Below are 25,764 nucleotides of genomic sequence, written 5' to 3'. Positions count from 1 at the left end.
TCCCCGCGCACACGCGATGCACGCTTTCATGGCTCGCCCGACATCAGCTCAGCAGCACGATGCCGCCGGGCAGGTGTCGCGCCTTCGCGCCGAAAATTTGCTGGAGCATGTTGAGGATACCGTCGACATTGTCGATGCGGAACCGGCCGTTGACGAGACGGCGTTCCAGGTCCGCATTCGTCACCATGACCTTGCCGGGCCGATAGCGATTGATCTCCGTCACGACGTTGCCAAGCGGCGCGTCATGAAAGATCAGCATTCCGTCGCGCCACGCCGTCACCTCGGTGGGATCGACCGCCATCGGCGCGGCGAGGCCAAGCGCCGCATAGCCGACCTGCTGCCCGGCGCGCAGCAGCGCGACGGCGCTGTGCCGGCTGACCTGCACCTCGCCATCGAGACACGTCACGCAGGTGCTGCGCGGCTCGTGGCGGACGTTGAATTGGGCCTGGCGTGCACGCATCTCGCCGTCGCCGGCAACGACACGCACCTCGCGGCTCGCAGAGACCGCCGCGATCACCGCTTCCCCGGTCAGGATCTCGATGCGATCCTGGCTGGCTTCGCCCGACTGAACGTTGACGCTGGTTCCGGTGTTCAGCGTCACCTTGACGTCGCCATCGATCGTGAGCTTGCGCTGCTCGCCGGCAGCGGTGCGGTAGTCCGCCATGACGTCCCGCAGCGACGGCCACAGCTGCAGGGGCGGCGACACCACGAGATAGGCGGCAGCCGAGGTCGCAAGCGCGCCGCCGAGCACCGCCCGCCGCGTCATTCGCGGCTGCGGCCTGACCGCGGCCAGGATGGAATCGCCGCGCCGCTTCAACAAATTGGCACCGGCCGGGCCGAGTTGATCCCACAGCAGGCTGGCCTGCGCCAGCGCCTCCGAATGGGCGCTGCTCTGGCTGCCCCAGCGCTTGGTGTCCTCGATGTCCCGCCGGGAGGCCCGCCCCGAACCGAGCCGCTGGACGCGCGCAAGCGCCTCGCTCTCGATCGCGGTCAGTTCCTCCGGCGGTTCGTCGCTACGGGTCATCGATCAGGCGTTTCTCTCGGCACCACTTCCATCCAAATGCGCAACACTCTGACGCTCTCCTATCAGGACGTTTCTCGCGGTGCCGGACCGAAACGCCTTGTGACCTTTTTACCAAACCGCTTGGCGCAATGCTCGAGCGCGGCTTTCAGCTCAAGCTCCACCAAGCGCTGGGAAACCCCGAGACGCTCGGCGATTTCCCGCAGCGGCGTGCCCTCCAGGCGGGATGCGAGCAGGATCGTCCGGCGGCGCGGCGTGAGCTCCTCGAGCACCTGCTCCAGATGCGCAATCTGCTCGCGCGATTCGACCTCCCGTTCCGGCCCGGGCGCCGCGTCGACGATCTCGAGCATCGGCTGCACCTCGAACCGCTTGATCCGCCGCGTCTCCTGGCGCTCCCGGCTGATCGCGAGATTGAGCGCGCTGCGCAGCAGGTAGCCGATCGGGCTGTCCACCACGCCCGGGCCGTTCTTGTCGCGCAGATGCAGCCACGTCTCGTGCAGGGTCTCGCGCGCCTTCTCGTCGCCGAGGCGCCGCGCGAGGCGGCGGCGAAGCTCGTCGTAGCGCTCAACGAGCACCTGCCGAAGCGTCGTCCCGGTGGTCTCTGTCATCGCGCGACCAGTCCCTGGCGCCGCGGATCCCGGGCCGCACAGTCACCGGTCTCGGAAGGCGGCCGCGGCGTAACCGCCATCATGACGGGCTGCGGCATGTCCGGTGGCGGCGGCCGGCCGATCACCACGGCGCGCAACATGGTGGCGATCGCCTGGTCACGCGCGCTGTCTTCGGTCGAACCAAGCAGTTGGGGCTGCAGCACTTCGCCCGCATGCCCGATCCAGAACCTGAATTTGATCCGATAGCCCCCCGGCGCGGTCAGCGCGGAGCGGCAGAACGCCTCCTCGACGCTGCTCTGGACGGCTGCAAGATATGGCATGAAGCTGCGCATTGACGCCGTCTGCGGCGGGGTAGCCGCAGGCACGATCGTGAAGGTGTTCGCTGCGGCATAGACCGCGAACAGCCCGGTTCCTTCGAGCAGAACCTGCAACGCCATGTCAGGCGTCATCGATCCCTTGACGGCCTGCGCGCGGCGTCCTCCGGCCAGTGTGGCGTCGTACACCACCTGCAGACCCGTGGCCGCGCTGTAGGCATCGAGCGCCGAGACCAGGGGTTGCCCCCCAATATCGAAATCGACCGTTGCCGGCGTTCGAACTGATTCAGGGCTCCCGGCCATCGTTACCGTCTGGATATTCCCGGCAACGAGAGTGCCTATGACCAGGGCGAGAAAGCGCTGCCACATCCGATCATGCTTCGCGCGCAGCCCAATCTTCCGACCCATTGAACAAAGTGCATGAGGCGCCGCCTTGATCCTCAAGCCCCGGCGGAACAGCACCATCCATCGGTGATCGATACAGCCGTTCGTCAAGTCAGCGGCAGGCGCAACATAGAAAGAGATTATGACAATCTGCTAACACGCGCGGCGAGCGTGGATCGCACCTTCCGCCGCCGCAGCCGGCGCCAGCCGATCACGATACCGCTGATCGAGACGACCGTGCCGACCACAGACAGCAACCACACCGCGACGTCGCGCGCCGGCCAGATGCGCAGCAGCGACGGGAAATCCAGGCTGTGCAGCGCGTTGAACAGCCAGCGATAGGACCGGCGGCTGTCGTCGCTGCGCTCGAGGATCTCGGCGGTGACGGGAGAGATGTGCAGCCAGGTGTGGGCGGGATCGTCGAAGCCGATGCGCAGCACCGGAAGCTCGCGCTGATGGTGCAGCGTGTACCAGTAGGCGTCCGGCTGATCGAGATGTCGCGCCGATGTCACCGCAGCGCTCGGCATCGCGCCCCGGGCAGCCGCGACGATCACGTCCTGCGAGAGCGTCACCGCCGCGCCGATCGCGGGATCGGCGAGGCTGCGACGGCCGCTGCGGTCGTCGAGCACCATCAGGGAGTGTCCCCCGATCCAGACGAAGCGCGCCTCCACGGCCGGCACCGACGGCGGCGACTGCAAGCGAGCGACGATATCCGGCGTGTCATGGCCGCTGTAGCCGACCGCGATTTCGCGCGTAAGCCCGCGGCCGGAGAACGCGCCGCCGGGATTGAGCGACAACCAGCCGCTGAACATCCAGGTGAGGACGAAGATGCCGCCGATCAGGCCCGCGATGTGGTGCCAGGCCATCCAGCCGCGATAGGGCGAGACGACACCACTTGCGTAACGGCGCGTCAGCCGCAGGCGGAGAATGCCGATCCAGAAGCCGGTGACTGCGACCACCAGACACACGCCCGAGATCCACAGCACCACGTCCCGCCACAGTGCGCCGTCCTTGCGCAGCACGGTCGGATAGATCCAGTGCGGGATCGAGCCGAGCCAGTTCCAGATGCGCTCGCGCCGCGTGGTGTCGAGCGCGATCTCGCCGCTGCGCGCGGAGACGTAGAGCTCGGTACCATCGGCATCGCCAAGGCCGATCAGATAAAGCGGCCGCAGCGGATCGAACCGCGCGGTCACCGACCATTGATCCCGCGTCACCGTGTCGAGCAATTGCGGCCGCACTGCATGCGGATGATGGGCGGCGATCGCCAGCGCCTGATCCGGCGTGATGCGATCAATCACGCCGCCATCGATTGCAGAAATGGTGACGGCGGCTCCCTTCCATCCGGTCACGCGATAGACCGGAACGTCGTCCATCATCGAGAGCCGGAGATCGCGCGGATATTGCTCTGCGCCCGCAATCGCCATCGCGCGATCAGGCGCGACCTGCACCTTGTTCCAGAGGATGACGGGGAGCGCAGCGAGGCGCTCGCCGTCAGTGAGGCGCGGAAACGCCACGTACATCATGACGAGGCCGGAGATGAACCACATCGCGAACAAGAGGCACGTCGCAATGCCGATCCAGCGATGGACGACATAGAGCCATCGCCGCGCTCGCCGGATCAGAGCCTTGCGCATGATCAGAACTTCAAGTTGACAGACAGTTCGGCGGTGCGCGGCATGCCGAGCAGCCACTGCCCCGTGCCGTTCGAGGTCACCGCGTAAACCTTGTCGAACAGATTGTAGACGCGGAAGGCGACCGTGGTGCGGTCGTCCGGCTTCCACTTGATGCCGCCATTGGCCACGTTGTATCCCGGCCGCAACTGGGTGTTGGCCAGATCGGAATACATCGCACCGACGATCTGCACGCCGCCATAGGCCGACCAGTTGGGTGCGAAATCCCAGGTCAGCCAGACGTTCGCGACCTGCTGCGGCACGTTGACCGGGACATTGCCGTTGTAGCTGACGATCTTGCCGCCGACCACCTGGCTGTTGTTGTCGTAGCGGGCGCGCAGCAGCGCAAGATTGGCGTCGACGCGCCAGCCGTCGTTCAGCGCAAGTCCGACCGATCCTTCGACCCCGCGCGATGATTGCTGGCCGATCTGCAGTGCCAGGCCGGCGGTCGGATTGCTGGGGTCGGGAATGGTCAGGCCGGTCTTGACGATCTCGTAAGCAGCCAGCGTCCACTCGCCGCGGCCGCCCCAGAACGACTGCTTGACCCCGACCTCGGTCTGCTTGCCGGTCGCGAGCTGGAAGGTCTTCTGCGAGGTCGACAGCGAGATCAGATTGCTGACCGGATCGACGCCGACGGCATACTGGCCGTAGAGCGCAAGGTCCTTGATCGGCTCGTATACGAGGCCGGTGCGCCAACTGGTGCCCGACAGCGCAGTTTCGAAACTGTTGCCCGGTGTCTTGTAGTCGGTGCGATCGATGTCGGGACGATCGTATCGGACGCCGGTCACGAGCGACAATTGATCGGTCAGCTTGAGCCGGTCCTCGGCAAACAGCGCGTATTGATTGACGATCGTATTGAAGCCGGGTGTGGTCGCCGTCGTCGTTGCGAAAAACGATCCGGGATCGAACACGTACGGATTCACCGACGACGCGCCGCCATAGGGTGAGTTGTTGGTGTGGAAGAACTCGATGTGATTGACGTCGAAGCCGGCAACGAACTGGTTCGCGAGCCCGAAGATGTGACCGCTGAACGTCGCATCCATCCGGTTGCCGGACTGCTTCTGGTCGTGGAAGATCTCGATATAGCTGGAGCGATCGATCAGCTGCGTCTTCGGATTGAAGGTGTAGTTCTCGATGTCGCGCCAGTGCCGCTCGCTGGTCAGGTAATACAGCGTGTTGTTGACCTTGATGCCGTCGGCGACATCCCACTCGGTCTTGAACTGGGTCCAGCTATCCTGATAGCGGATCGCGCTGTCGGATGCGTTGTAGTTCTTGAAGCGTAGCGCATCCTGGATCGAGCCGTTGATCAGCGGAGTGCCGAAATAGCGCGACGGGCTGCGGTCGCCATAGTCCTCGGACAGCGTGAAGGCGAGATTTTCCGACGCCTGCACCCGCACGGCAGCGGAGACCACCGCATTCGAGGTCTTGTCGCGATCGACCCAGCCGTCCGACATGTTGCCGGTCGCGTTGATCCGGTACGACACATTGGGATTGATCGGACCGGTGCTGTCCACCGAAAGCCGCCGCGTCATGTTGCTGTCGAGCGAGACCTCGGCCTCATTATAAGGCGTGCTCTGCGGCTTCTTCGGGATCACGTTGATGACGCCGCCGATCGCACCCTCGCCGTACAGCACCGAGGCCGGGCCGCGCAGCACCTCGATGCGCTGCGTCGACCAGGTGTCGTAGGGGAACGTCAGGGTGCCGGAGCCGATGTAGAGGCGCGTGCCGTCATAGAGCGTCATCACCGAGTTGCTGCCGGCAAAGCCGCGGGTGCTGAACGACAGGCCGCCATTGCCGGGCGCCGCTGTTGCGATGAAGCCGGCCGCGTTCTGGGTGACCGCATCGAGCACATTGTGCTGGCCGCGCTCGGCGATGGTCTGCGCCGTGATGATCTCGACGCTGGCCGGCGTCTGCAGCGGCGTCAGATTAAGGCGGCTGCCGGTGCCGCCCGGCATGGTGGCATTGAGTGTCGGCGATGCCGCCCCCGATGCGCCCGACGCTGCGGCACGTGGTGCGCCGGGCGCTGCTGCTGCCGTTGCCGGTCTGGCGCGTTGCCGCGCCGTCGCGGTGTTGCTGCTTCGCGCCGCGGGTTTGGGCTTGGCGGATGCCGACGGTGCGACCTCGATCGGATCGAGCGTGGTGGGTCGAGCTGTTTGCGCTCCGGCTTCGGCCGGCAGCAGCAACGATGAGAGGGAGCAGACGAGACCGAGGCGCCAATTGCGCGCAACGGCAGAAGACGAGGACATGAAACGACTCGCGGTAACGTGGCACGTCACCGCGAACGCGGACTGGCGCATTGCCCAAAAGGCAGTGCTCCGATCCCACCAGGACGCCCCCGCCCGATGTGCTCGCGTGTGACCACGACTGACGGCAGGTCTCCTGGCTCACGGGTCATCGCCTGTCGACGCCTTCCCGAGCTGAATAGCCCAGTGGCAAATTGACGAAAGGCTCGCCGTTTACAGTTGCGGGGACAGCTGCGGCGTTGAGAGTACTCTCGCACCGCATTCCCTTTTGATCCCCGAAGGGAACCGTCGGCAAAAACGATAGGTGCTGCCGGCAGGGCTGTCAATTCGATGCGATTGTCGCACGCATGCTTTGCGTGTGGTGCTGCGATCGGGACACAGCGATATCTACATGTTGACGCCGAGCTCGCTCTAACTCCGTCATCCTGAGGAGCCGCGAAGCGGCGTCTCGAAGGATGCACGGCCACCAGCCGGGCCGTCCATCCTTCGAGACGCGCTACGCGCTCCTCAGGATGACGGGGCATTCAGGTCATTCCACGCATCCCTGCATGATCTCATCGATCTCGGCGCGCGACAACACGCCCATCTCGGCGATGAATACGATTCGCGTGCGCGGCACACCGGGCGCGGGCACGCCGCGCGCAGCCAGCGTCGCGCGGCCGCCGGCGAGTTGAAATACCGTCAGCCGTCCGGGCTGCTCCACCGTCTCGAACAATCCCTTCGCCCGCGCCAGCTTCGGCGCCAGTTTGCCGATCGCCTGCTGCAAGCGCGGCAGCCGCATCGGATGCTCCGAGGTCCAGCTCAGCGTCTCGAACCGGTCGGTCGCCGGCCGTCGCGGCGCGGTCTCGCGCGGCGACGGCACATGATCGAGATCAGCCGGAAACAGCAGCGCGGCCGGCACCTCGCCATGCACGGCATCGACGATCACCGCCGCCGAACGCACCGCTCGCACCGCATCGCGGATCGCGGCACAGGCGGCTGCATCGGCGAGATCAACCTTGCTCAGCGCCACCACATCGGCCGCCCGCAGCTGCGAGCGGAGCAGCGCATCATCGAGCGCGGCCGCGGGCTGCGTCGCGTCGACGACGCAGAGCACGGTCTCCAGCGGAGCCTCCTTCCAGATCACCGGATCCATCAGGTTGCGAACGATATCGCTGGGATCGGCGATGCCGCTGGTCTCGATCACGATGAATTCGGGACGCGGATCACGCCGCAACAGTGTCGCGAGCGTGCGCAGCAGGTCGCCTTCCAGCGTGCAGCAGATGCAGCCATTGCTCAGGCTGACCACGCCATCGCCGGCGCCGGCGATCAGCTCCGCGTCGATGTTGATCGCGCCGAAATCGTTGACCACCGCGGCGATGCGCTTGCCTTGCGCATGAGCCAGCAGATGGTTGACGACCGTGGTCTTGCCCGCCCCGAGGAAGCCCGCGACCAGCAGGATCGGGACCGTCACCTCAGCCCCCGGTGACGGGCCGGCGCACCGGCCGGCCGGGACGTGCTGCGACGTCGAGCACGCCATCATTGATCAGCGGCTGGCCGCTGACCACGAGGTGGCGTACGCCTTCCGCCGGGCGGTTCATCGCCGAGAAGGTCGCGCGGTCGCTCAGCGTCTCGAAGTCGAACACCACGACATCGGCATCGGCGCCCGCCTGCAGCCTGCCCTTGGCACGCATCGCCGGCGTGCTCGCCGACAGGATCTCCGCCGGGATCAGCGCGCATTTGCGAATGCCCTCGAGCAGCGACACCTTGCGGCGCTCGCGCACCCATTCGCGGATGAAGCGGGTGAAGCAGCCGGCCGAGCGCGGATGCGAGGTGGCATCGTCAGGCAACGGCCAGGCGTCGCCGGTGTAGGGGCGGCCATCCGACAGCGTCCACGGCATCGCGTCGGACGCGATCGCACCGCCCGGATACAGCACCGCCATGTCGAGCAGATCGCGATGATGCGCGTTGTTCTCGATGTCGAGCACATGCCACAGCACCAGCGTCGAGGGCTCGGCGGCCTGCGCCGCCAGCAGCTCCTCGCGGCTGCCGAAGCGGTGACCGTCGGTCACGCGCTGCACCGAATCATAGCCGAGGCCGTTGCGCTCCTCGAATTTCGGATCGCTGAAGAAGGTCGCCGCCAGCACGGTCGAGCCGGTGCCGTAGGGATAGGCTTCCACCGTGATCGGCAGGCCCTGCGCCTGCGCTTTCGCGATCAGCGCGACGCAGCGTTCGATATCGGTCTTGCTCGACGAGTTGAAGTGGCAGATGTGCATATGCGCGCCGGTGGCGCCGGCATAGCCGATCAGGCGGATATAGGCCTCGGCCGCGCTCTCCGGATCGATGCGCGACATGTAGGCGACGTGAGTGAAGGTCGGCACCGCATGATCAGCCGCGAGCTGGCACACCGCGGTCAATTCCTGCACGCCGGCGCCCGGCGCATAGGCGTTGAGAATGCCGATGCCGATGCCGCCCTCGTTCAGCCCGTTGGCGAGGCGCTCGAGGATGCCGCCGACCTCGCCCTCGGTCGCCACGTTCTCGATCCAGCGGCGATCGCGCATCGCTGCACCGAACGATTCCAGCGAGCTTTCCGAATTCGAGCCGGTCATCGCGCCGATCCGCGCGAACGCCCAGTTCGCCGCGGCGCCGTAGTTCAGCACCCGGCCCTTCTCGGCCTGGCGCTTGTACCAGGATGCGACCGGCAGCACGCCGGCCTCGAGGTCGAGCGACGTCGTGACCCCGTCGAACGCCTGCATCCGATCGGCCGGAATGGTCTGGCCGTGCGCGTGCAGGTCGATGAAGCCCGGCGCCACCACGAGCCCGGTCGCGTCGATCTGCCGCTCGGCGCCGCCGAGCCCGGTGCCCACAGCGGCGATCTTGCCGTCGACGACAGCGACGTCCCCGATCGCGTCCATCCCGCTGGCCGGATCCACCACCCGGCCGCCGCTGATCACCAAACCACCCATCTCGCCACTCCCCGCATTCCGAAACCGACCGGTCTCTTTTGGGGCACAGAGAAGCGCATCGCACGCATCGCGGCAACCCGGTCAGGGTTGTGGCGACATGCTCTGGCGGAATATCCGCCGCGCCGTGCTGCCGATTGCAGAGAGCGATCCTCCCTATGTTCCGGTTGCACGCCGCGACGGCAGCCCGCGCCAGAGATCGTTGCCGGGTTTCGCGCGGCTGGCCACCAGCTTCGGCGGCGTGCGGTGCGGCGTACGTTCCCTGGCGATCGCCGCCTCGACCGCGCGCTTGAGCCTGACATTGTCGATCTGTGCCAGGAACCGCCCAATGACGACATCCTGATCGGGGCGACCGGAGACCGCGGCGCACAGCTCCGCGGTCGTCCGGCGGAAAAAGTGGAAGGCGTCGTCGGCTGCGCCGCTCAGCCGGTCTACCGCTGCCGCTACACCGAGCGCGTGCATCCGATCGTCGTCGTCGAGCGTCACTGCGAAGCGCAGCACGGCAAGCTGCCAGGCACGGAGCAGCTTGCTCTCCGGTTCGGTCGCATCCTCGCGCATCAGTCGAACACCCCGCGCGCCGATGCCCCTTCGGCTGTCGGGGGAGGTCAGACGCGGCGCGACTATCCCTGCGCGGCAATAGGTTTTCGAGGGGAGCGCGTGCGCGATCGCATAGGAATCGCATAAGCGGAGCGCACGGAGTCCCGATCCGCTCAGATGCCCTCGAACTGCAGCCGCGCCAGCCGCGCATAGAGGCCGCCCGCGGCGACCAGCTCGGCGTGGGTGCCCTGTTCGACGATTTTGCCCTGGTCCATCACCAGGATGCGGTCGCAGGACAGCACGGTTGCCAGCCGATGCGCGATGACCAGCGTGGTGCGATGGCGCATCAATTCCTCGAGCGCGGTCTGCACCAGCGTCTCGCTCTCGGCGTCGAGCGCCGAGGTCGCTTCATCGAGCAGCAGCAGCGGCGCATCGCGCAGGATCGCGCGCGCGATCGCGATGCGCTGGCGCTGGCCGCCGGACAGCGTCACGCCGCGCTCGCCGAGCTGGGCGTCGAAGCCCTCCGGAAGGCGGCGCACGAATTCGGTGGCATGGGCGAGGTCGGCGGCGCGCTCGACCTCGGCATCGGTGGCATCGGGCCGGCCGAACCGGATATTCTCGCGGGCCGAGGCGGCGAACACCACGGAATCCTGCGGCACCAGCGCGATCCGCGCCCGCACCTCGGCCGGATCGGCCTGCCGGATCGGCACGCCATCGAGCGAGATGGCACCCGATTTCGGATCGTAGAAGCGCAGCAGCAGATGGAACAGGGTGCTCTTGCCGGCGCCGGAGGGACCGACGATCGCGACCTTCTCGCCTGATCGGACCGAGAGCGACACACCATCGACCGCCAGCGCATTGGGCCGGGTCGGATAGGCGAAGCTGACATTGTCGAAGCCGACATCACCGCGCACCGGTTGCGGGAGCGCGCGCGGCGAAGCGGGAGCCGCGATCTGCGGCCTGACGCGCAGGATCTCGAACAGCCGTTCGGCGGCGCCCGACGCGGCCGAGACCTCGCCCCAGACTTCGCTGAGTTGGCCGAGGCCGCTGGCCGCGAACGCGGTATAGAGAATGAACTGGCCGAGCCGACCGGGGCTGATGGTTCCGACCAGCACGTCGTGCGAGCCGACCCAGAGGATCACGACGACGCTGGCGAACACGATGAAGATGACGATCAGCGTCAGCACCGCGCGCGCTTTGGTCGAGCTGCGCGCGGCCTGATAGGCCTGCTCCACCTCGCCGGCGAAGCGCGTCCTGGCGAGCCGTTCGCCGGTATAGGCCTGCACGGTGCGGATGGCGTTGACCAGTTCGCTCGCATAGGCGCTGGCATCGGCCAGCGTATCCTGGGCGGTGCGCGACAGCCGCCGCACCCAGCGGCCGAACGCGACCAGCGGAATCACGATGATCGGAATCGCCAACAGCACGAAGCCGGAGAGCCGCGGACTCGTGATCACCATCATCGCGGCGGCGCCGAAGAACAGCATCAGGTTGCGCAGCGCGATCGACACCGAGGCGCCGACCGCGGACTTGATCTGGGTGGTGTCGGCGGTGAGCCGCGACACCAATTCGCCCGAGCGCGCTGAATCGAAGAACGAGGGCGACAGCGAAATCAGATGCGCGAATACGTCGCGCCGGAGATCGGCGACGATGCGCTCGCCGATCGTCATCACGAGGTAGTAGCGCGAGGCGCTGGCGCAGGCGAGCACCGCGACGACCGCGATCATCACGCTGAAATAGCTGTTGATCATCGCGATGCCTTCGGGCGTGAAGCGAGGTCGATCATCCGCCGCACCGCGACCGGCACGATCAGCGTCGTGATCGCCGCGATCGTCAGCGAGATCAGCGCGAGGATCGCCCGCCCCTTGTAGCGCGCCACATAGGGCGCGAGCGCAAGCAGCGGCCGCAAGCGGGCACGGCTCTTCGCCGGCTCCGTGATCTGGCTCTCGATGAAGGCTTCCTCATCGAGCAGCGCGTCACGCGGAGGCTCGGGGGCGCCGCGAGGGGTCTCAAACTGTTCGGCTACGCTCATTATTCTTAGACCGGTTCTATCGCCCCCCACATAGGCCCGCCGACCCCCGGCTGGCAAATCCGGTAAAGTCCCAATCCGGTGATGGGCTTAAGCCCTTTCTTGGCTTGTTTTGGGGGGCACCATGCGTTATAGAGCCGCCCAAATCCCGTACTGAGATGTCTTGAGATGGGCGCCAGCGCGCCGAAGGAACTGTCATGAAAGCCGATATTCATCCGAATTATCATACGATTAAGGTCGTCATGACCGACGGCACCGAGTACCTGACCCGCTCCACCTGGGGCAAGGAAGGCGACACGCTGAACCTCGACATCGACCCCAAATCGCACCCGGCCTGGACCGGCGGTACCCAGCAGCTGATGGACCGCGGCGGCCGTGTCTCGCGCTTCCAGAAGAAGTTTTCGGGCTTCCTCAAGAAGGACTAAAGTCCGCTTCGGGATCGTCCTTTCGATCACACGCAAAACGCCTCCCTCGCGGGGGCGTTTTTGTTTTGGGCGGGCGGCTGCGAATCGGCTGATTGAGAAGCGCGCCACTCCCTCCACGTCGTCCTGGCGAAGGCCGGGAGCCATAACCACAGGGTTGTGTCGTTGAAGAGGGCGGTCGCCCCAGCGTCGCTCAGCAACTGCCATTTGGGGCAATGGGTCCCGGCCCCCGTGCGCAATTGCGCACTAGGCCGGGACGACAGTGAGTGTGTGGCACGCTCGCGACGTCCAGAGACGCAGGGCTTGCGTTCAACCGGAACAGACTGCCTGCGGGAGGTCCGACCTAGCGCGGACGTTTTGGTCGCTTGAGCTCGGCGACCTTGAACTTCCCAGCGGCCTGCAGGCTGCTGCAAAGCCACCAGGCCCGGTTGCGGTACTCGCCCAGGAACCATTTGGTCTCGACGCAATCCACGTAGGATTTGTAGGTGAGATTATCTCTGCAGGTTGACGAGAACGGTCCATAGGTTTGTCCGCCCGCCGACTCGCTGCAGCCGACCCAAGGGTCCTTGCCGTGCGGCATGCTCGATTCGCATCCACCGTTGCAATTGCTGGCGACTTTCTCCAGCGCAGCAATCCTGCCCAGCACGGAATCCGGCGCCGGCGATGGCGCGCGCGCGGTCGAAGATGTCGTCTGGGTGGTTCTCGATCTCCGGTGCGATGCCCCTGCGGTCGCCTGCTGCGTCGGGCGATTTGGCCGTGCCGCCGGCTGCGGCGCTTCGACCGTGATGGAAGGAAGCGGTTTGGCGGAATCGGTTTGTGACGCTGCCGGGCCGCACAGCACGACGATCGACAAGACGGCGGCAGCTGAAGGCGCGACAAAGCGTGACGACAATCTCATGACATGCCCTCCCAAATGCGGGACGGAACAGCCGTCCCGAGAAGCGCACGGTACCATACATCCCGGATTGCGCTACCGAGGGTTGAGGACATTTCTGCCGATTACCAGCCGTTTCCGAGACCGATGAATATCCGCCCTGGATCCACGGAAGCAGCTCGTAGCGCAGGTCGGCGAAGCCGTCGATCGCCCCCGTTGCCACTGATCGACAACGCCTGCGCCTAGCGATCCCCGAAAGCCAGCCGCGCGCCGAGCGCGACCAGGATGCTGCCGCCGATCCGCTGCATGATCCGCTGCGACCTCCGGGAGCGCTGCAGCTTCGCCATCACGGCGCTGGCGAAGAACACACAGACGATATCGACCGCCGAGAAGGTCAAATTGACCGTCGTGCCGAGCAGGAACAGCTGGGCCCAGACCGGCAGGCTCGCGGTCGCATCGACGAACTGCGGCAGGAACGCCAAGAAGAAGATCGCGGTCTTCGGATTGAGCACCTCGACGACGATGCTTTGCGCGAAGGCGCGCTCCGCGGAAAGCGGCGCCAGCGTGGGGCGCTTGGCGTTATCTCGATCGCGGAACAGCGACAGCCCGAGCCAGACCAGATAGGCCGCACCGGCGAGCTTCATCGCGGTGAATAGCGGCGGCACCGCGTGAAAGAGAAGCGCGAGGCCGGCGGCCGCGGCGATGACATGGACATAGCCGCCGAGATGTAGCCCAAGCGAGGCCATCAGCCCCGCACGCCGGCCGCCCGCCAACGTGCGAGCCGCGGCGTACAGCATGGCGGGACCTGGGATCAGTGCGAAGGTCGCGGTGGTGATTGCGAAGGCGAGGTACAATTCCATGTGCGGGCACAATGTCTGGGCGATAACTTCCTCCGCCGTCATTGCGAGCGAAGCGAAGCAATCCATCTGCCCGCATATGCCGATGGATGGATTGCTTCGTCGCTATCGCTCCTCGCAATGATAGGCTGCATTTGTTCAAGCATCTCAATTCGCCGGGATCATCGCCGCGACCGCGTGGTCGACAGGATCGTCGCTTTCGCCGAGCCCTGCAATCACACCGGCGCGATCTTCGAGCTTGCGGTTCTGGCTCATCTTCTTCTTGGCGTCGATCCGCGTGATCGGCATCCGGAAGCCGACGATGCCGCGCAGCTGCGCCTTGATGAAATCATCCGGCGCATCGCTGACCTGCCAGATCTCCTTGCGCGAACTCTCGTGCAACCTGGTCAGCCGGGTCACGACGTCGAGCAGGCGATCCGCATCCTCGAAGAACTCGGCTGCGCCATAGGCGTGGACGGCGACGTAATTCCAGGTCGGTACCACCTTGCCGTGCTCAGCCTTGGTCACATACCAGGACGGCGTCACATAGGCGTCGGGACCCATGAAGATCGCCATCGCTTCGCCCACGGCAGGCAGCTTCCACTGCGGATTGGGTCGCGCGACGTGACCGTACAGCGTGCCGTAATCGCCCTCGCTCTCATTGAGAATCAGCGGCAGCGGCGTGCCGATCAGACCGTCCGCGGTGGCGGTGACCAGCGTCGCGAGCTTTGAGGCCCGCATCGCGGCATGGATCGGGCCGAGCTCTTCCATCTTGAAATGCGGCGGCAGGTACATCGCAGACCTCTTGATCGTCCTCATCAATTGCTGCTCGCACCATAGCGCCGAAGTGGCCTATGATAAGAGCCACTTTCGATCATTATTATTGGTCCACTATGCCCCGCCTGCGCGCCACCATCAGCATCCCCTCGCTCGGCGCGATCGACCGCGCCGCCGGGCAGGTCGGGCGCCAACTCGCGCAGGCCCTGCGCGCCGCGATCGCCAAGGGCGAATTGAAGGCCGGGGAATTCCTGCCGTCGACGCGCGCGCTGTCGGCCTCGCTCGGCGTCGCGCGCGGCACGGTCACGGAGGCGTTCGAGCAGCTGCAGGCCGAGGGCTATCTGGAATCGCAGGTCGGTGCCGGCACCCGGGTGGCGCCGACGCTTGCGGAACAGGCGCGGCCCGTCGCGGTCGATCGCAGCCCGAGAAAATCCGCGCCGATCCAGCTGCCTGCCCGCGCGGCGCGGCTCGCCAAAGTGGTGACGGCCTTCACGCCGATGCCCGAAATCCCGTTTGCGATCGCGGTCCCCGGCGGCGCGGTCGCCCCCGACGACAATTGGCGCCGCCTCGGCAACCGCGTGCGCGCATCGCGCGCGGCGGCGCCCGCGAGCTATGGCGATCCGCGCGGACTGATGGAGCTGCGGCAGGCGATCGCCGACTATGTGCGCAAATCCCGCGCGGTGCATTGCGAGCCGGAGCAGGTCGTGATCACGGCCGGCACGCAACAGGGCCTCTATCTCGCCGGCCGCGTGCTGCTGTCATCGGGCGACCCCGTGTGGGCCGAGGATCCCGCCTATCCCGGCATGACTGCCGTGCTCGACGATCTCGACCTCGTCACCACGCGCGTTGGCGTCGATGCGCAAGGCATCGATGTCGATGCCGCGATCGATGAGTGCCCCGATGCCCGCGCGGCGTTCGTGACGCCGTCGCATCAGTACCCACTCGGCATGCCCTTGAGCATGGCCCGCCGCAACGCGCTGGTGGCGTGGGCCGCGCGACGCGATGCCTGGATCGTCGAGGACGATTACGACAGCGAGCTGCGCTATGCGGGACATCCCTTCCCGTCGATGCAAGGCCTCGCCCCGTCGCGCGTGATCTATCTGGGCACGCTGAGCAAGGTGCTGTTTCCCTCGCTGCGGCTCGGCTACGTCGTGGCGCCGCTGCCGCTGATCGACGCCTTCGCCGGCGCGAGGGCCTTGCTCGACCGGCATTCGCCGACCGCCGATCAGCATGTGCTCGCGGCCTATATGCGGGAAGGTTTGTTCGAGGCGCATATCCGGCGCATTCGCGGCGTCTACGCCGCGCGCCGCGCGACACTGATTGCGGCGCTCGAACGACACATGCCCGATGACGTCACGCTGCAGCCGAGTGATCAGGGCATGCATCTGCTGCTCTGGCTGCCGCTCGGCTTCGACGATGTGCGATTGGCGAAGGCCGCGCTCGCCGACGGCATCGTGGTGCGGCCGATCTCGCCGATGTACAAGGCTGAGCCGCGGCCCGGCCTGATGCTCGGCTTCGGCGGATTCGAACCGGAGGAACTGGAGGCAGCGGCGGTACGGCTGCGGCGCGTGATGGATCAGCACAGGCCGCAGCGGCGGGCCAAGCCGCGCCGCGCGTCATACTGATTTGACGGTTCGATTCTTACTGCTCGAACGCAGCCTTAAGCCGGTTGAGCTGCGGCACCAGCGGGTTGCCGATCGAGGAGCGATCCGGCGCCGGCGCGTGGATCGTGGTGTCGAGGCGGCGGACGCGCGCCTGCAAATCCATCGAACGGGCGATCAGCTGCTGCAATTGCTCGGGAAGCTTCACGACCATGTCGGCCGGGCCGGGATCGGCGGCCGACAGCTTCACCTTGGTCTTCTCGCGATTGGCCTGGGTCAGCGTCATCTCGCCTTCCTTGACCGCACGATGCAGCAGCAGCCAGGACGCGAGCTGCATCAGCCGCGTGGTCAGGCGCATGCTTTCGGTGGCATAGGTCAGGCTCACGGACCGTTCCAGCGCCTTGGCCTCGGTGCGGCCGTCGCCGTCGAGATAGGCCGCGGTCTGCTCGACCAGGTCCATGCCTTCCCGGAACAGCACGCCGAATGCCGCAGAATTGGTCAGCCGTTCACTGAACAGCACAAGCCCGGCTTCGTTCTGGGAACGATCGGCCATGGTTAACGCCCTCACACCATCTTAACGTCCACTGGCATCTCACGCGCCAGCTTATGATGAACAAATCATTGCGCGGGCGCGCCGAAGAGTCCAGCCGCAACCGGATTTATGGTTTCCAGCCGCGGACGCAACAAAAAAGAGCCGCCGTTTCCGGCGGCTTTTGAAGTTGATAACAGGGAGGCGTCAAACAGAGTGGACAGGAGCCACTCGGTGTCCAAACGAGGACAATGCAGTCATAATCGAGAAAGCTTAACCGATCGTAAATGAACGGTTTTCTTCAGGCTTTGTTTGCCATGTCGGCCATTGACCTAGTTTGGGACAGGTGCAGGCACGCCGATGCGTAGCCCGGATGGAGCGCAGCGAAATCCGGGATTGGTGCAAGACGAAGGGGCGGCCCCCGGATTGCGCTTCGCTTCATCCGGGCTACGACCTGTTGTGATGTAGCTGGCTACGACTTGAAGAACGCGTTCGCGGCATCCTTCGACGCGCGCTTCTTCGTCATCGCCTCCTTCAAGCGATCGACTTCGGCCGTGAGCAGCACGATGCGCTCAGTCAATTCCTCGACCGACAGCAGCGAGAGATCCTGTCCGATCTCGTGGCTGATTTTCTTCCGCGGCCGGTCCTCATCCTCAATCGGCATGTGTCCTCCCGGCGATGTGATCTGGCGCCCTGCGTCCAGAGATGTTAGATTTCGATACAAGGAGAATTTTGCAGTGACTTTCGTGTGCGCGCAACATCTGACGCGAATGCCCCGGCCCGACCGCAAGGAGTCTGACCGGACGGGATAGTGCGCGCCTGCGCGCCAGGCATGAGCCGACCCCAAGCCCTTCCGATCATGCGGGAGGGCTTTTTGATTTTCCGGTTTGATTTCTCGGGGCCGGCATCACTAAACGCGAAAGGCCTCAACCCATGAGCAAAATTCTCGTCACCAGTGCCCTGCCTTACGTCAACGGCGTCAAGCATCTCGGCAATCTCGTCGGCTCATTGCTGCCCGCCGATGTCCACACCCGCTTCCGGCGGCAGATCGGCGACGACGTGCTGTTCATCTGCGCGACCGACGAGCACGGCACACCGGCCGAGCTCGGCGCGATCGAGGCAGGACAGGATGTCCGCGCGTTCTGCGATGCGCAGCACGCCGTCCAGGCCGACATCTATCGCCAGTTCGCTCTGTCCTTCGATCATTTCGGCCGCACCAGCGCGCCGCATAATCATGCATTGACGCAGCACTTCTATCGCCGGCTCGACGAAGCCGGGCTGATCGAGGCGCGCACGACAAATCAGGTGTTCTCGCCGGCCGACCGGCGCTTCCTGCCCGATCGCTATGTGCTCGGCACCTGTCCGCACTGCGGCGATCCCAGCGCGCGCGGCGATCAGTGCGACCGTTGCGGCACGCTGCTCGATCCGCCGGAGCTGATTGAGCCGCGCTCGGCGTTGTCGGGCGACCGCGCGCTCGAGATCCGCGAGAGCCGTCATCTGTTCCTGCGCCAGTCGCAGCTTGTCGACCGCATCGGCGCATGGATCGATGGCCGCAGCGGATGGCCGGCCTTCGTGGCGTCGACCGCGAAGGGCTGGCTCAATGCGGACTTGCGCGACCGCTGCGTCACGCGCGACCTCGCCTGGGGCATCACCGTGCCGCGCGAGGGTTTTGACGGCAAGGTGTTCTACGTCTGGTTCGATGCGCCGATCGGCTACATCGCGGCGACGCAGGAATGGGCGGATGCCGCGCCCGGCCGCGATTGGCGGCAATGGTGGTGGCAGGCCGATGACGTCAGCTACATCCAGTTCCTCGGCAAGGACAACATCCCATTCCACACCGTGAGCTTTCCGGCGACGCTGCTCGGCTCAGGCGAGCCGTGGAAGACCGCCGACGTGATCAAGGGATTCCATTGGCTCAACTACGAAGGCGGCAAGTTCTCGACCAGCCGCAAGCGCGGCATCTTCACCGACGCCGCGCTTGAGGAGTTGCCGGCCGATCTCTGGCGCTGGTGGCTGATTGCCAATGCGCCGGAGAGTGCCGACACCGATTTCAGCGTCGCGCGGTTCGTTGCCGACGTGAACAAGGACCTCGCCGACATATTCGGCAATCTCGCCAACCGCATCATCAGCTTTGCGCATCGCGCCTTCGACGGCTGCATCCCGGAGGGAGGCGCCCCCGGCGACGCCGAGCGAAAACTCGCGCTTGATCTGGAGCAGCGCATCGCAGCGCTGCACGTTCACCACACGTCGCTGGAGTTTCGCGCGGCATCGGCTGCGACCCGCGCGATCTGGGATATCGCGAACGCTTATCTGCAACACACCGCGCCGTGGACGGCAATCAAGTCCGATCCTGACCGTGCAGCGGTCGTCACCCGCGTCGGGCTCAATCTTGTCGCGCTCTGCGCGACGCTGGCGTGGAGCATCCTGCCAAGCTTGTCCGAGCGCGTGCTCGGCGCGTTCGGCCGCAACGATGCCGTGCCGCGCTGGCCCAATGGCCCACTCCTTCCGCTGCTGGATGATGGCGTCGGCACGCCGGTCGCGAGCTTCGGCCCACTGGTCGAGAAAATCAGCCCCGAAAAAGCCGACCATCTGACGAGCCGGTTCGGGGCCTAATGGCGTTTCGCTTCGCTGGAAAAGGCGGTATGCCATCCGCCAAGCCTCTTCTCTGACCAGGGACCAGCCATGACAAACCTGCCCGCGCAAATGACCGTCGTTGCCATCAGCAAGCCCGGTGGCCCGGAGGTGCTGGTGCCGGAGACCCGCGCGTTGCCGGTGCCGAAGGCCGGCGAGATCTTGGTCAAGGTCGCGGCCGCCGGCGTCAATCGTCCCGACGTCGCGCAGCGCTCCGGCTCCTATCCGCCGCCGCCCGGCGCGAGCGACCTGCCCGGCCTCGAGATCGCGGGCGAAGTGGTGGCACTCGGCGAAGGCGCCAAGCACAAGATCGGCGACAAGGTGATGTCGCTCGTCGCCGGCGGCGGCTACGCGCAATATTGCATCGCGCAGGACGCGCAGGCGATGACGGTGCCGCCCTCACTGTCGATGCAGGAAGCAGGCGCCATTCCGGAAACGCTGATGACGGTGTGGCACAATGTGTTCGAGCGCGGCGCGCTGCAGGCCGGCGAGACGCTGCTGATTCACGGCGGTTCCTCGGGCATCGGCACGATGGCGATCCAGCTCGCCAAGGCATTCGGCGCCAAGGTGATCGTCACCGTCGGCTCGCAGGACAAGGCTGATGCCTGCCTCAAGCTCGGCGCCGATCATGCGGTGAACTACAAGACCGAGGATTTCGTCGAGGCCGTGAAGAAGGCAACCGGCGGTGCCGGCGCCAATGTCATCCTCGACATGGTGGGCGGCGACTATATCGACCGGAACTATGACGCCGCCGCGGTCGAGGGCCGCATCGTCCAGATCGCGTTCCTATCGGGAACACCGAAGGCCACGGCCAATTTCGCCAAGCTGATGGTCAAGCGGCTGCACCACACCGGCTCGACCCTGCGCCCCCGTAGTAATGCGGACAAGGCGGCGATGGTCGCGGCGATCGAGGCAAAGGTGCTGCCGTTGCTGCGCGAAGGCCGCGTCAAACCGCTGATGGACAGCACATTCCCGCTGGAAAAGGCCGCCGACGCGCACCGGCGCATGGAGACCAGCGAACATATTGGCAAAATTGTGTTGGTGGTTTAACTCTCGCAACGGAAGCAGGGGCGGAAACCCTTTGATTCCCTTCGCTTTCGTGTCATTTATCGCGCCACCTCCGGGCCGGTCGCCGGGCCCGGGCAGTTTGTCGATCGCGGAGTACTGACATTGCGTCTGATCAGGTGCCTTGCGCTGCTCGCGCTGGGCCTCATGATGTTTGCCGCTGCGCCTGACGCGTATGCGATCGACGCCGTCAGCGTGCGCAGCGATGCGCCGGCGATCGATTTGACGGCGGTTCTCGACCATCAACGCAGTGAAACCGACCGGATCCAGGTCTCCACCGCGCCGGGAACCGACGGCATCGTGCGCCGCATCGAAGTTCGCGCCCGCGAAGGCGGCCAGAACTGGGTGGTGTTCGCGCTCGCCAACAACACCGACGACCAGCTCGACCGCCTGATCGTCGCGCCGCATTATCGCATCGTGTCGTCAGGCCTGTTGTGGCCCGACCTCGGCCTGTCGCGCATCGCGACCATCACGCCGTCGGTCGGCGATCGTCCCGAGCGGCAGGAGAGCCCGACCGCCGACGTGTTCCGCATCACGCTCGATCCCGGCGCCGTCGTCACCTATGTCGCGGAACTGCGCACCGACAAGCTGCCGCAGCTCTATCTGTGGGAACCCGACGCCTACAAGGACAAGGTCAACTCGTTCACGCTGTACCAGGGCATCGTGATCGGCATCTCGGGCCTGCTCGCGCTGGTGCTCACGATCTTGTTTGTGGTCAAGGGCAGCATCATGTTCCCGGCCGCTGCGGCGCTGGCCTGGGCGGTGCTGGTCTATATCGGCGTCGACTTCGGCTTCTGGGGCAAGGTGCTCGACATGTCGAACAACGCCGAGCGCGTCTGGCGCGCGGCGGGCGAGGCGATCCTCGCGGCGACACTGCTGGTGTTCCTGTTCGCGTATCTCAATCTCAGTCGCTGGCATGTGCGCTACTCGCACATCACGATCGGCTGGCTGGTCTTCCTCGGCTCGCTGGTGGCGCTGGCGCTGTTCGATCCCGCGGTCGCCTCCGGCATCGCGCGCATGTCGCTGGTCATGATCGCCTTCGCCGGCTTCGCGCTGATCGTCTATCTCTCGACCCACGGCTTCGATCGTGCGGTGCTGCTGATCCCGACCTGGTTCCTGCTGGTGGTCTGGGTGGTCGCGGCCGGCATGACGGTCGCGGGCTCCGTCACCAACGATATCGTCGGCCCGGCGCTGCTCGGCGGCCTCGTGCTGATCGTGATGCTGATCGGCTTCACGGTCATGCAGCACGCCTTCGCCGGCGGCGGCGCCACCACCGGCGTCGTCTCCGACGTCGAGCGCCGCGCATTGGCGCTGACCGGCTCCGGCGACCTGATCTGGGACTGGGATGTCTCTGCCGACAAGGTGTTCACCAGCCCGGAGACCGAGGCCCTGCTCGGCCTCAAGCGCGGCACGCTGGAAGGCCCGGCGGCGAAATGGCTCGAGGTGCTGCACCCGCTCGACCAGGACCGCTTCCGCGCCGCGCTCGACAGCGTGCTCGACCAGCGCCGCGGCCGCCTGGTGCAGGATTTCCGGCTGCGCACGCCCGACGGCCACTTCATGTGGTTCGCGCTGAAGGCGCGCCCGGTGGTCGGCTCCGACGGCGAGGTCTCGCGCGTGGTCGGCACCCTCACCGACGTCACCGAGTTCAAGAACTCCGAAGAGCGGATGCTGCATGACTCGGTGCATGACAACCTGACCGGCCTGCCGAACCGACGGCTGTTCATGGACCGCCTCGGCGCGGTGGCGAACCTCGCCAAGACCATGCCGAACCTGCGGCCGACCTTGATGGTGATCGATCTCGACCGCTTCAAGCAGGTCAACGATTCCGTCGGGATCGCGGTCGGCGACTCCATCCTGCTGACGCTGGCGCGCCGTCTCACCCGCATCCTCAAGCCGCAGGATACGCTGGCGCGGATGGCCGGCGACCAGTTCGGCCTGATCCTGCTCTCGGAGCAGGACCCGGCGCGGATCACCAATTTCGCCGAGACCATCCGCAAGACCATCCGCGCCCCGATCGCATTCAACGACCGCGAGATCTTCCTGACCGCCTCGATCGGCCTTGCACTCTCCGATCCGGCGGCGCCGCTGACCGACGAGATCATCAAGGACGCCGAGCTTGCGATGTATCATTCCAAGCGGATCGGCGGCGACCGCATCGACGTCTACAAGCCGGCGATGCGGGCGCGCAAGACCGACCGCCTGACGCTGGAGAGCGACCTGCGCCGCGCCATCGAGCGCCAGGAGATCACGATCCTGTACCAGCCGATCGTGCGGCTCGAGGATCGCGCGATCGCGGGCTTCGAGGCGCTGGCGCGCTGGGACCACCCCAAGCTCGGCCGGATGTCGCCGTCGGAGTTCATCAATGTTGCCGAGGAGACCGGCCTGATCGTCGATCTCGGCATGTTCGTGATGGACCAGACCGCGCGCCAGCTCGCGGTGTGGCAGCGCGCGATGCGCGCGCGCGAGCCGATCTTCGCTTCGGTCAACGTATCGTCGCGGCAATTGCTGCGCCACGATTTGATCCACGACATCCGCACCGTGCTGTCGCGCTCCTCGGTGGCGCGCGGCACGCTGAAGCTGGAGCTGACGGAATCGCTCGTCATGGAGAACCCGGAGCACGCCGCGCAGATGCTGGCGCGAATCCGCGAGCTCGGCACCGGGCTGTCGCTCGACGATTTCGGCACCGGCCACTCCTCGCTGTCCTATCTGCAGCGCTTCCCGTTCGACACCATCAAGATCGACCAGTCGTTCGTCCGCACCACCAGCCGCGGCACCCGCCCGGTGATCCTGAAATCGATCATCGCGCTGGCGCATGATCTCGGCATGGAAGTCGTGGCGGAGGGCGCGGAGACGGATTCGGACGCCGTCGAGCTCTACCAGCTCGGCTGCGAATACGCGCAGGGCTTTGCCTTCGGCGAGCCGATGGACGCCGACGCCGCAACGCGCCTGCTCACCGAGGAACGGCTGGAAGCCGCGAGCTAAAGCGCGAACAGCGACGCCGGTGCGCTCCCTCGCCCCGTTCTTACGGGGAGAGGGTTGGGGTGAGGGGCCGCCTCCGCGTAAGCGCTGATAGCTGCATTCGCGGAGATTCCCCCTCACCCGGAACGCATCTGACGATGCGTCATAGCCGAAGCGCTGCTTCGGCGTTCTAAAGAACGGCCGCCGAAGGCGGCCTATGCCTCTCCCCGCACGCGGGGCGAGGTGAAGCGGCGCTCCACGGTCCGATTCAAAAAAAGCTATCGCGCTCTACCGCGGCTTCGGCATGCGCTTGAACTTGACGCTCTTGCCGTCGGCCTGGCGCGTGGCGATGTAGCCGGCCTCGAGGCAGGCTTCGCGCTGCGGCATCTTCTCCTGCGGACTGCGCAGGGTTTCCCACCACGACGCGCGCTGCGCGGCGCGCGGCAGCGCCGCGTCGATGATCTCCTCGATCTGCTCGAAGGTCAGCACGAATTCGGGCAGGTGCTGCTTCTTCAGATAATCCCGCAGCGCGTCGTAGTCGTTCACGTCATCCTCAAGGCTCAGGGTTCCAGCAACCACCCGTTAACCCATTCGACGGCCGCTGTCGCCATTTAAGGCGACAACAAGATTTCCCGTTGCATGACGGCGCTTTGGAGCGGGACATGCCATTTCGACGGGGACACGACGCAAGGCGGCGCTGGCGATTATCGGCCAAGCTGCTGGTCGTCGCGTCGGTCGCGACCGTCCTCGGCTTCTCCGCGGTCTGCGCCGGCGTGATGTTCGACATGCGCCGCGGCGAGGAGCAGCTGGCCCGCCGCACCCTGGAGAATCTGGCGTCGGGCATCGAGGCCGACATCAGCCGCAACATCGAGCTCTACGACCTGTCGCTGCGCGCGGTCGCCAGCAACCTGGAAATGCCGGAGATCCGCAATGTCAGTAAAGAACTGCGCCAGCTGATCCTGTTCGATCACGCCGCGACCGCGAAGCATTTCGGCGCGATCCAGGTGTTCGACAGCAAGGGCGATCTGACCATCGACGCGGCGAGCCTCGATCCGCAGCCGGAGAACCGCAGCGACGAGGAGTATTTCACCGTCCAGCGCGACCATCCCGACGCCGGGCTGTATATCAGCCGGCCGATGCTGCATCGCGGCGCCTACGCCATCGTGCTGAGCCGGCGCATCGTCGGCGAGGACGGCCGCTTTCTCGGCGTCGTGGTCGGCTCGATCCGCTTCAGCTATTTCCACGACCTGTTCGGGCGGCTGAACCTCGTGCCGGGCGACACCATCACCGTGCTGCGCAACGACCGCACCATCATCATGCGGACACCGTTCGATCTCGACGTGATCGGCAAGAACCTCGCCGACGAACTGGACTGGAAATCCGAGAACCTGAAGATCGGCGGCGCGTTCTCCGGCAAGGGCCCGGTCGACGACACGGCGCGTCTCTATGTCCGGCGCAGCAGCAGCGGGCCGCTTTACGTCGTGGTCGGCAAGCCGCTCGAAGCCGTCTTCAATCTCTGGCGCACCGAGGCGATCCGGATCGGCGCGATCATGGGCTTTCTGGTGCTGTTCGTGCTCAGCGCGACGCTGGTGCTGGCGCGCGAGATCGTCCGGCGCGGCAACGCCGAGGACAAGCTCGAGGAGCTCGCGACCACCGACGCCCTCACCGGCCTGAAGAACCGGCGCAAGTTCGATGCCGAGATCGACCGCGAATGGCGCCGCGCCAGCCGCTACGGCCAGCCGGTCGCGCTGCTGATGATCGATGCCGATCACTTCAAGGCCTACAACGACACCTATGGGCATCAGGCCGGCGACCAGGTGCTGGTCGGAATTGCGATCTGCATCTCGGATGCGGTGCGCCGCGCCGGCGATTGCCCGGCGCGCTTTGGCGGCGAGGAATTCGCCGTGCTACTGCCCAACATGACCGCGCTCGAGGCCTTCAACCTCGCCGAGACCATCCGTGGCAAAGTCCAGCAATGGTGCGAGGGCGAGCTGATCACCACGGTCAGCATCGGCGTCGCCAGCATGCGGCCGCTCGCCGGCCAGCAATGGTCCGACCTGATCGAAGCCGCCGACAAGGCGCTCTACGCCGCCAAGGCCAACGGCCGCAACCAGTCGGTGCTCGCAACGGCGCCGAAGATCGCGCTGGTGGCGTGAGACGGAGTTTGCCGCGGCAAGACGCCGGGCTGCGCACGCGATCAAGTTAGACGCGGAGCTCTCTCCACATCGTCGTCCCGGCGAAGGCCGGGACCCATAACCACCGCATTGGATTGTGAATGGGATTGTGGCCGCAGCGTCACGCAACAACGAGCATTCGGGGGTTATGG

The 25,764-nt window shown here is 65.9% G+C and carries 20 protein-coding genes, 1 pseudogene and 1 riboswitch; of the genes and pseudogenes, 6 read left to right on the top strand and 15 right to left on the bottom strand.

Annotation, left to right across the window (positions count from 1 at the left end; all coding sequences use genetic code 11):
- Positions 1-43: 43 nt before the first annotated feature.
- The 9 genes and pseudogenes from AKN84_RS22245 to AKN84_RS22205 form a co-directional block, all read right to left on the bottom strand.
- Positions 44-1,024: a FecR family protein gene (locus AKN84_RS22245; RefSeq protein ID WP_050422754.1), complete on the bottom strand. Its 981-nt coding sequence runs from the start codon at positions 1,022-1,024 to the stop codon at positions 44-46.
- A 62-nt stretch (positions 1,025-1,086) separates the two neighbouring features.
- Positions 1,087-1,629, bottom strand: a complete 543-nt coding sequence (locus AKN84_RS22240; RefSeq protein ID WP_050422753.1) for an RNA polymerase sigma factor — start codon at positions 1,627-1,629, stop codon at positions 1,087-1,089.
- Positions 1,626-2,408: an STN domain-containing protein gene (locus AKN84_RS22235; protein ID WP_128971063.1), complete on the bottom strand. Its 783-nt coding sequence runs from the start codon at positions 2,406-2,408 to the stop codon at positions 1,626-1,628. The genes AKN84_RS22240 and AKN84_RS22235 overlap by 4 nt, the downstream gene beginning before the upstream one ends.
- Before the next feature lie 59 nt (positions 2,409-2,467).
- Positions 2,468-3,961, bottom strand: a complete 1,494-nt coding sequence (locus AKN84_RS22230; protein WP_050422751.1) for a cytochrome b family protein — start codon at positions 3,959-3,961, stop codon at positions 2,468-2,470.
- A 2-nt stretch (positions 3,962-3,963) separates the two neighbouring features.
- Complete coding sequence (locus AKN84_RS22225) at positions 3,964-6,243, bottom strand: TonB-dependent receptor (RefSeq protein WP_050422805.1); 2,280 nt, start codon at positions 6,241-6,243, stop codon at positions 3,964-3,966.
- A 106-nt stretch (positions 6,244-6,349) separates the two neighbouring features.
- Positions 6,350-6,545, bottom strand: a riboswitch (cobalamin riboswitch).
- Positions 6,546-6,769: 224 nt separating this feature from the next.
- Positions 6,770-7,693 carry a CobW family GTP-binding protein gene (locus tag AKN84_RS22220; RefSeq protein WP_050422804.1) on the bottom strand — a complete coding sequence of 308 codons (924 nt, stop codon included), beginning with the start codon at positions 7,691-7,693 and terminating at the stop codon, positions 6,770-6,772.
- A 1-nt stretch (position 7,694) separates the two neighbouring features.
- Positions 7,695-9,185 carry an amidohydrolase family protein gene (locus AKN84_RS22215; RefSeq protein WP_050422750.1) on the bottom strand — a complete coding sequence of 497 codons (1,491 nt, stop codon included), beginning with the start codon at positions 9,183-9,185 and terminating at the stop codon, positions 7,695-7,697.
- A gap of 153 nt (positions 9,186-9,338) precedes the next feature.
- Positions 9,339-9,740, bottom strand: coding sequence for a hypothetical protein (locus tag AKN84_RS22210; protein ID WP_244485373.1), 402 nt, complete (start codon positions 9,738-9,740; stop codon positions 9,339-9,341).
- 152 nt (positions 9,741-9,892) lie between these two features.
- Positions 9,893-11,748 (bottom strand): annotated as a pseudogene (locus tag AKN84_RS22205) (ABC transporter ATP-binding protein/permease).
- A gap of 194 nt (positions 11,749-11,942) precedes the next feature.
- Between AKN84_RS22205 and rpmE the strand changes: the two are divergent.
- Positions 11,943-12,170 (top strand): 50S ribosomal protein L31, encoded by a 228-nt coding sequence (gene rpmE, locus AKN84_RS22200; RefSeq protein ID WP_016845230.1) that lies wholly within the window; start codon positions 11,943-11,945, stop codon positions 12,168-12,170.
- A 340-nt stretch (positions 12,171-12,510) separates the two neighbouring features.
- On the opposite strand, the gene AKN84_RS22195 is transcribed toward rpmE, so the two are convergent.
- The 3 genes from AKN84_RS22195 to AKN84_RS22185 all read right to left on the bottom strand — a co-directional run bounded on the left by AKN84_RS22195 (position 12,511) and on the right by AKN84_RS22185 (position 14,672).
- On the bottom strand, positions 12,511-13,065 hold the full coding sequence (locus AKN84_RS22195; protein ID WP_050422748.1) for a hypothetical protein: 555 nt from the start codon (positions 13,063-13,065) through the stop codon (positions 12,511-12,513).
- 218 nt (positions 13,066-13,283) lie between these two features.
- Positions 13,284-13,901: a LysE family translocator gene (locus tag AKN84_RS22190; RefSeq protein ID WP_050422747.1), complete on the bottom strand. Its 618-nt coding sequence runs from the start codon at positions 13,899-13,901 to the stop codon at positions 13,284-13,286.
- A gap of 144 nt (positions 13,902-14,045) precedes the next feature.
- Complete coding sequence (locus tag AKN84_RS22185; protein ID WP_050422746.1) at positions 14,046-14,672, bottom strand: FMN-binding negative transcriptional regulator; 627 nt, start codon at positions 14,670-14,672, stop codon at positions 14,046-14,048.
- Between the two features lie 98 nt (positions 14,673-14,770).
- Between AKN84_RS22185 and pdxR the strand changes: the two genes are divergently transcribed.
- A complete protein-coding gene (pdxR, locus tag AKN84_RS22180) occupies positions 14,771-16,279 on the top strand; it encodes a MocR-like pyridoxine biosynthesis transcription factor PdxR (RefSeq protein WP_050422745.1) in 1,509 nt (502 codons plus the stop codon).
- A 16-nt stretch (positions 16,280-16,295) separates the two neighbouring features.
- Here the strand turns inward: pdxR and rcdA are convergent, their stop codons facing one another.
- Positions 16,296-16,808 carry a protease adaptor protein RcdA gene (gene rcdA / locus AKN84_RS22175; protein WP_050422744.1) on the bottom strand — a complete coding sequence of 171 codons (513 nt, stop codon included), beginning with the start codon at positions 16,806-16,808 and terminating at the stop codon, positions 16,296-16,298.
- Between the two features lie 448 nt (positions 16,809-17,256).
- The gene (locus AKN84_RS22170; protein WP_050422743.1) at positions 17,257-17,448 is read right to left on the bottom strand and encodes a DUF1192 domain-containing protein; all 192 of its coding nucleotides are present in this window, start codon (positions 17,446-17,448) and stop codon (positions 17,257-17,259) included.
- Between the two features lie 269 nt (positions 17,449-17,717).
- On the opposite strand from AKN84_RS22170, the gene metG reads away from it, so the two are divergent.
- From metG to AKN84_RS22155, 3 genes are all read left to right on the top strand, one after another.
- Entirely contained in the window at positions 17,718-19,397 is a 1,680-nt protein-coding gene (gene metG / locus AKN84_RS22165; RefSeq protein WP_050422742.1) for a methionine--tRNA ligase, read from the top strand.
- 69 nt (positions 19,398-19,466) lie between these two features.
- Positions 19,467-20,465: an NAD(P)H-quinone oxidoreductase gene (locus tag AKN84_RS22160; protein ID WP_050422741.1), complete on the top strand. Its 999-nt coding sequence runs from the start codon at positions 19,467-19,469 to the stop codon at positions 20,463-20,465.
- Positions 20,466-20,585: 120 nt separating this feature from the next.
- A complete protein-coding gene (locus AKN84_RS22155; protein WP_050422740.1) occupies positions 20,586-23,462 on the top strand; it encodes an EAL domain-containing protein in 2,877 nt (958 codons plus the stop codon).
- Between the two features lie 264 nt (positions 23,463-23,726).
- Here AKN84_RS22155 and AKN84_RS22150 read toward each other — a convergent pair whose 3' ends face one another.
- On the bottom strand, positions 23,727-23,984 hold the full coding sequence (locus AKN84_RS22150; RefSeq protein WP_050422739.1) for a DUF7662 domain-containing protein: 258 nt from the start codon (positions 23,982-23,984) through the stop codon (positions 23,727-23,729).
- Positions 23,985-24,100: 116 nt separating this feature from the next.
- Here AKN84_RS22150 and AKN84_RS22145 point away from each other — a divergent pair, with 116 nt between their 5' ends.
- On the top strand, positions 24,101-25,594 hold the full coding sequence (locus AKN84_RS22145) for a GGDEF domain-containing protein (RefSeq protein WP_050422738.1): 1,494 nt from the start codon (positions 24,101-24,103) through the stop codon (positions 25,592-25,594).
- The last annotated feature ends 170 nt before the right edge of the window (positions 25,595-25,764 follow it).

This window comes from Bradyrhizobium tropiciagri, from assembly GCF_001189845.1.
GTDB lineage: Bacteria > Pseudomonadota > Alphaproteobacteria > Rhizobiales > Xanthobacteraceae > Bradyrhizobium > Bradyrhizobium tropiciagri.
This window is presented reverse-complemented; position numbering and strand designations above follow the sequence as displayed.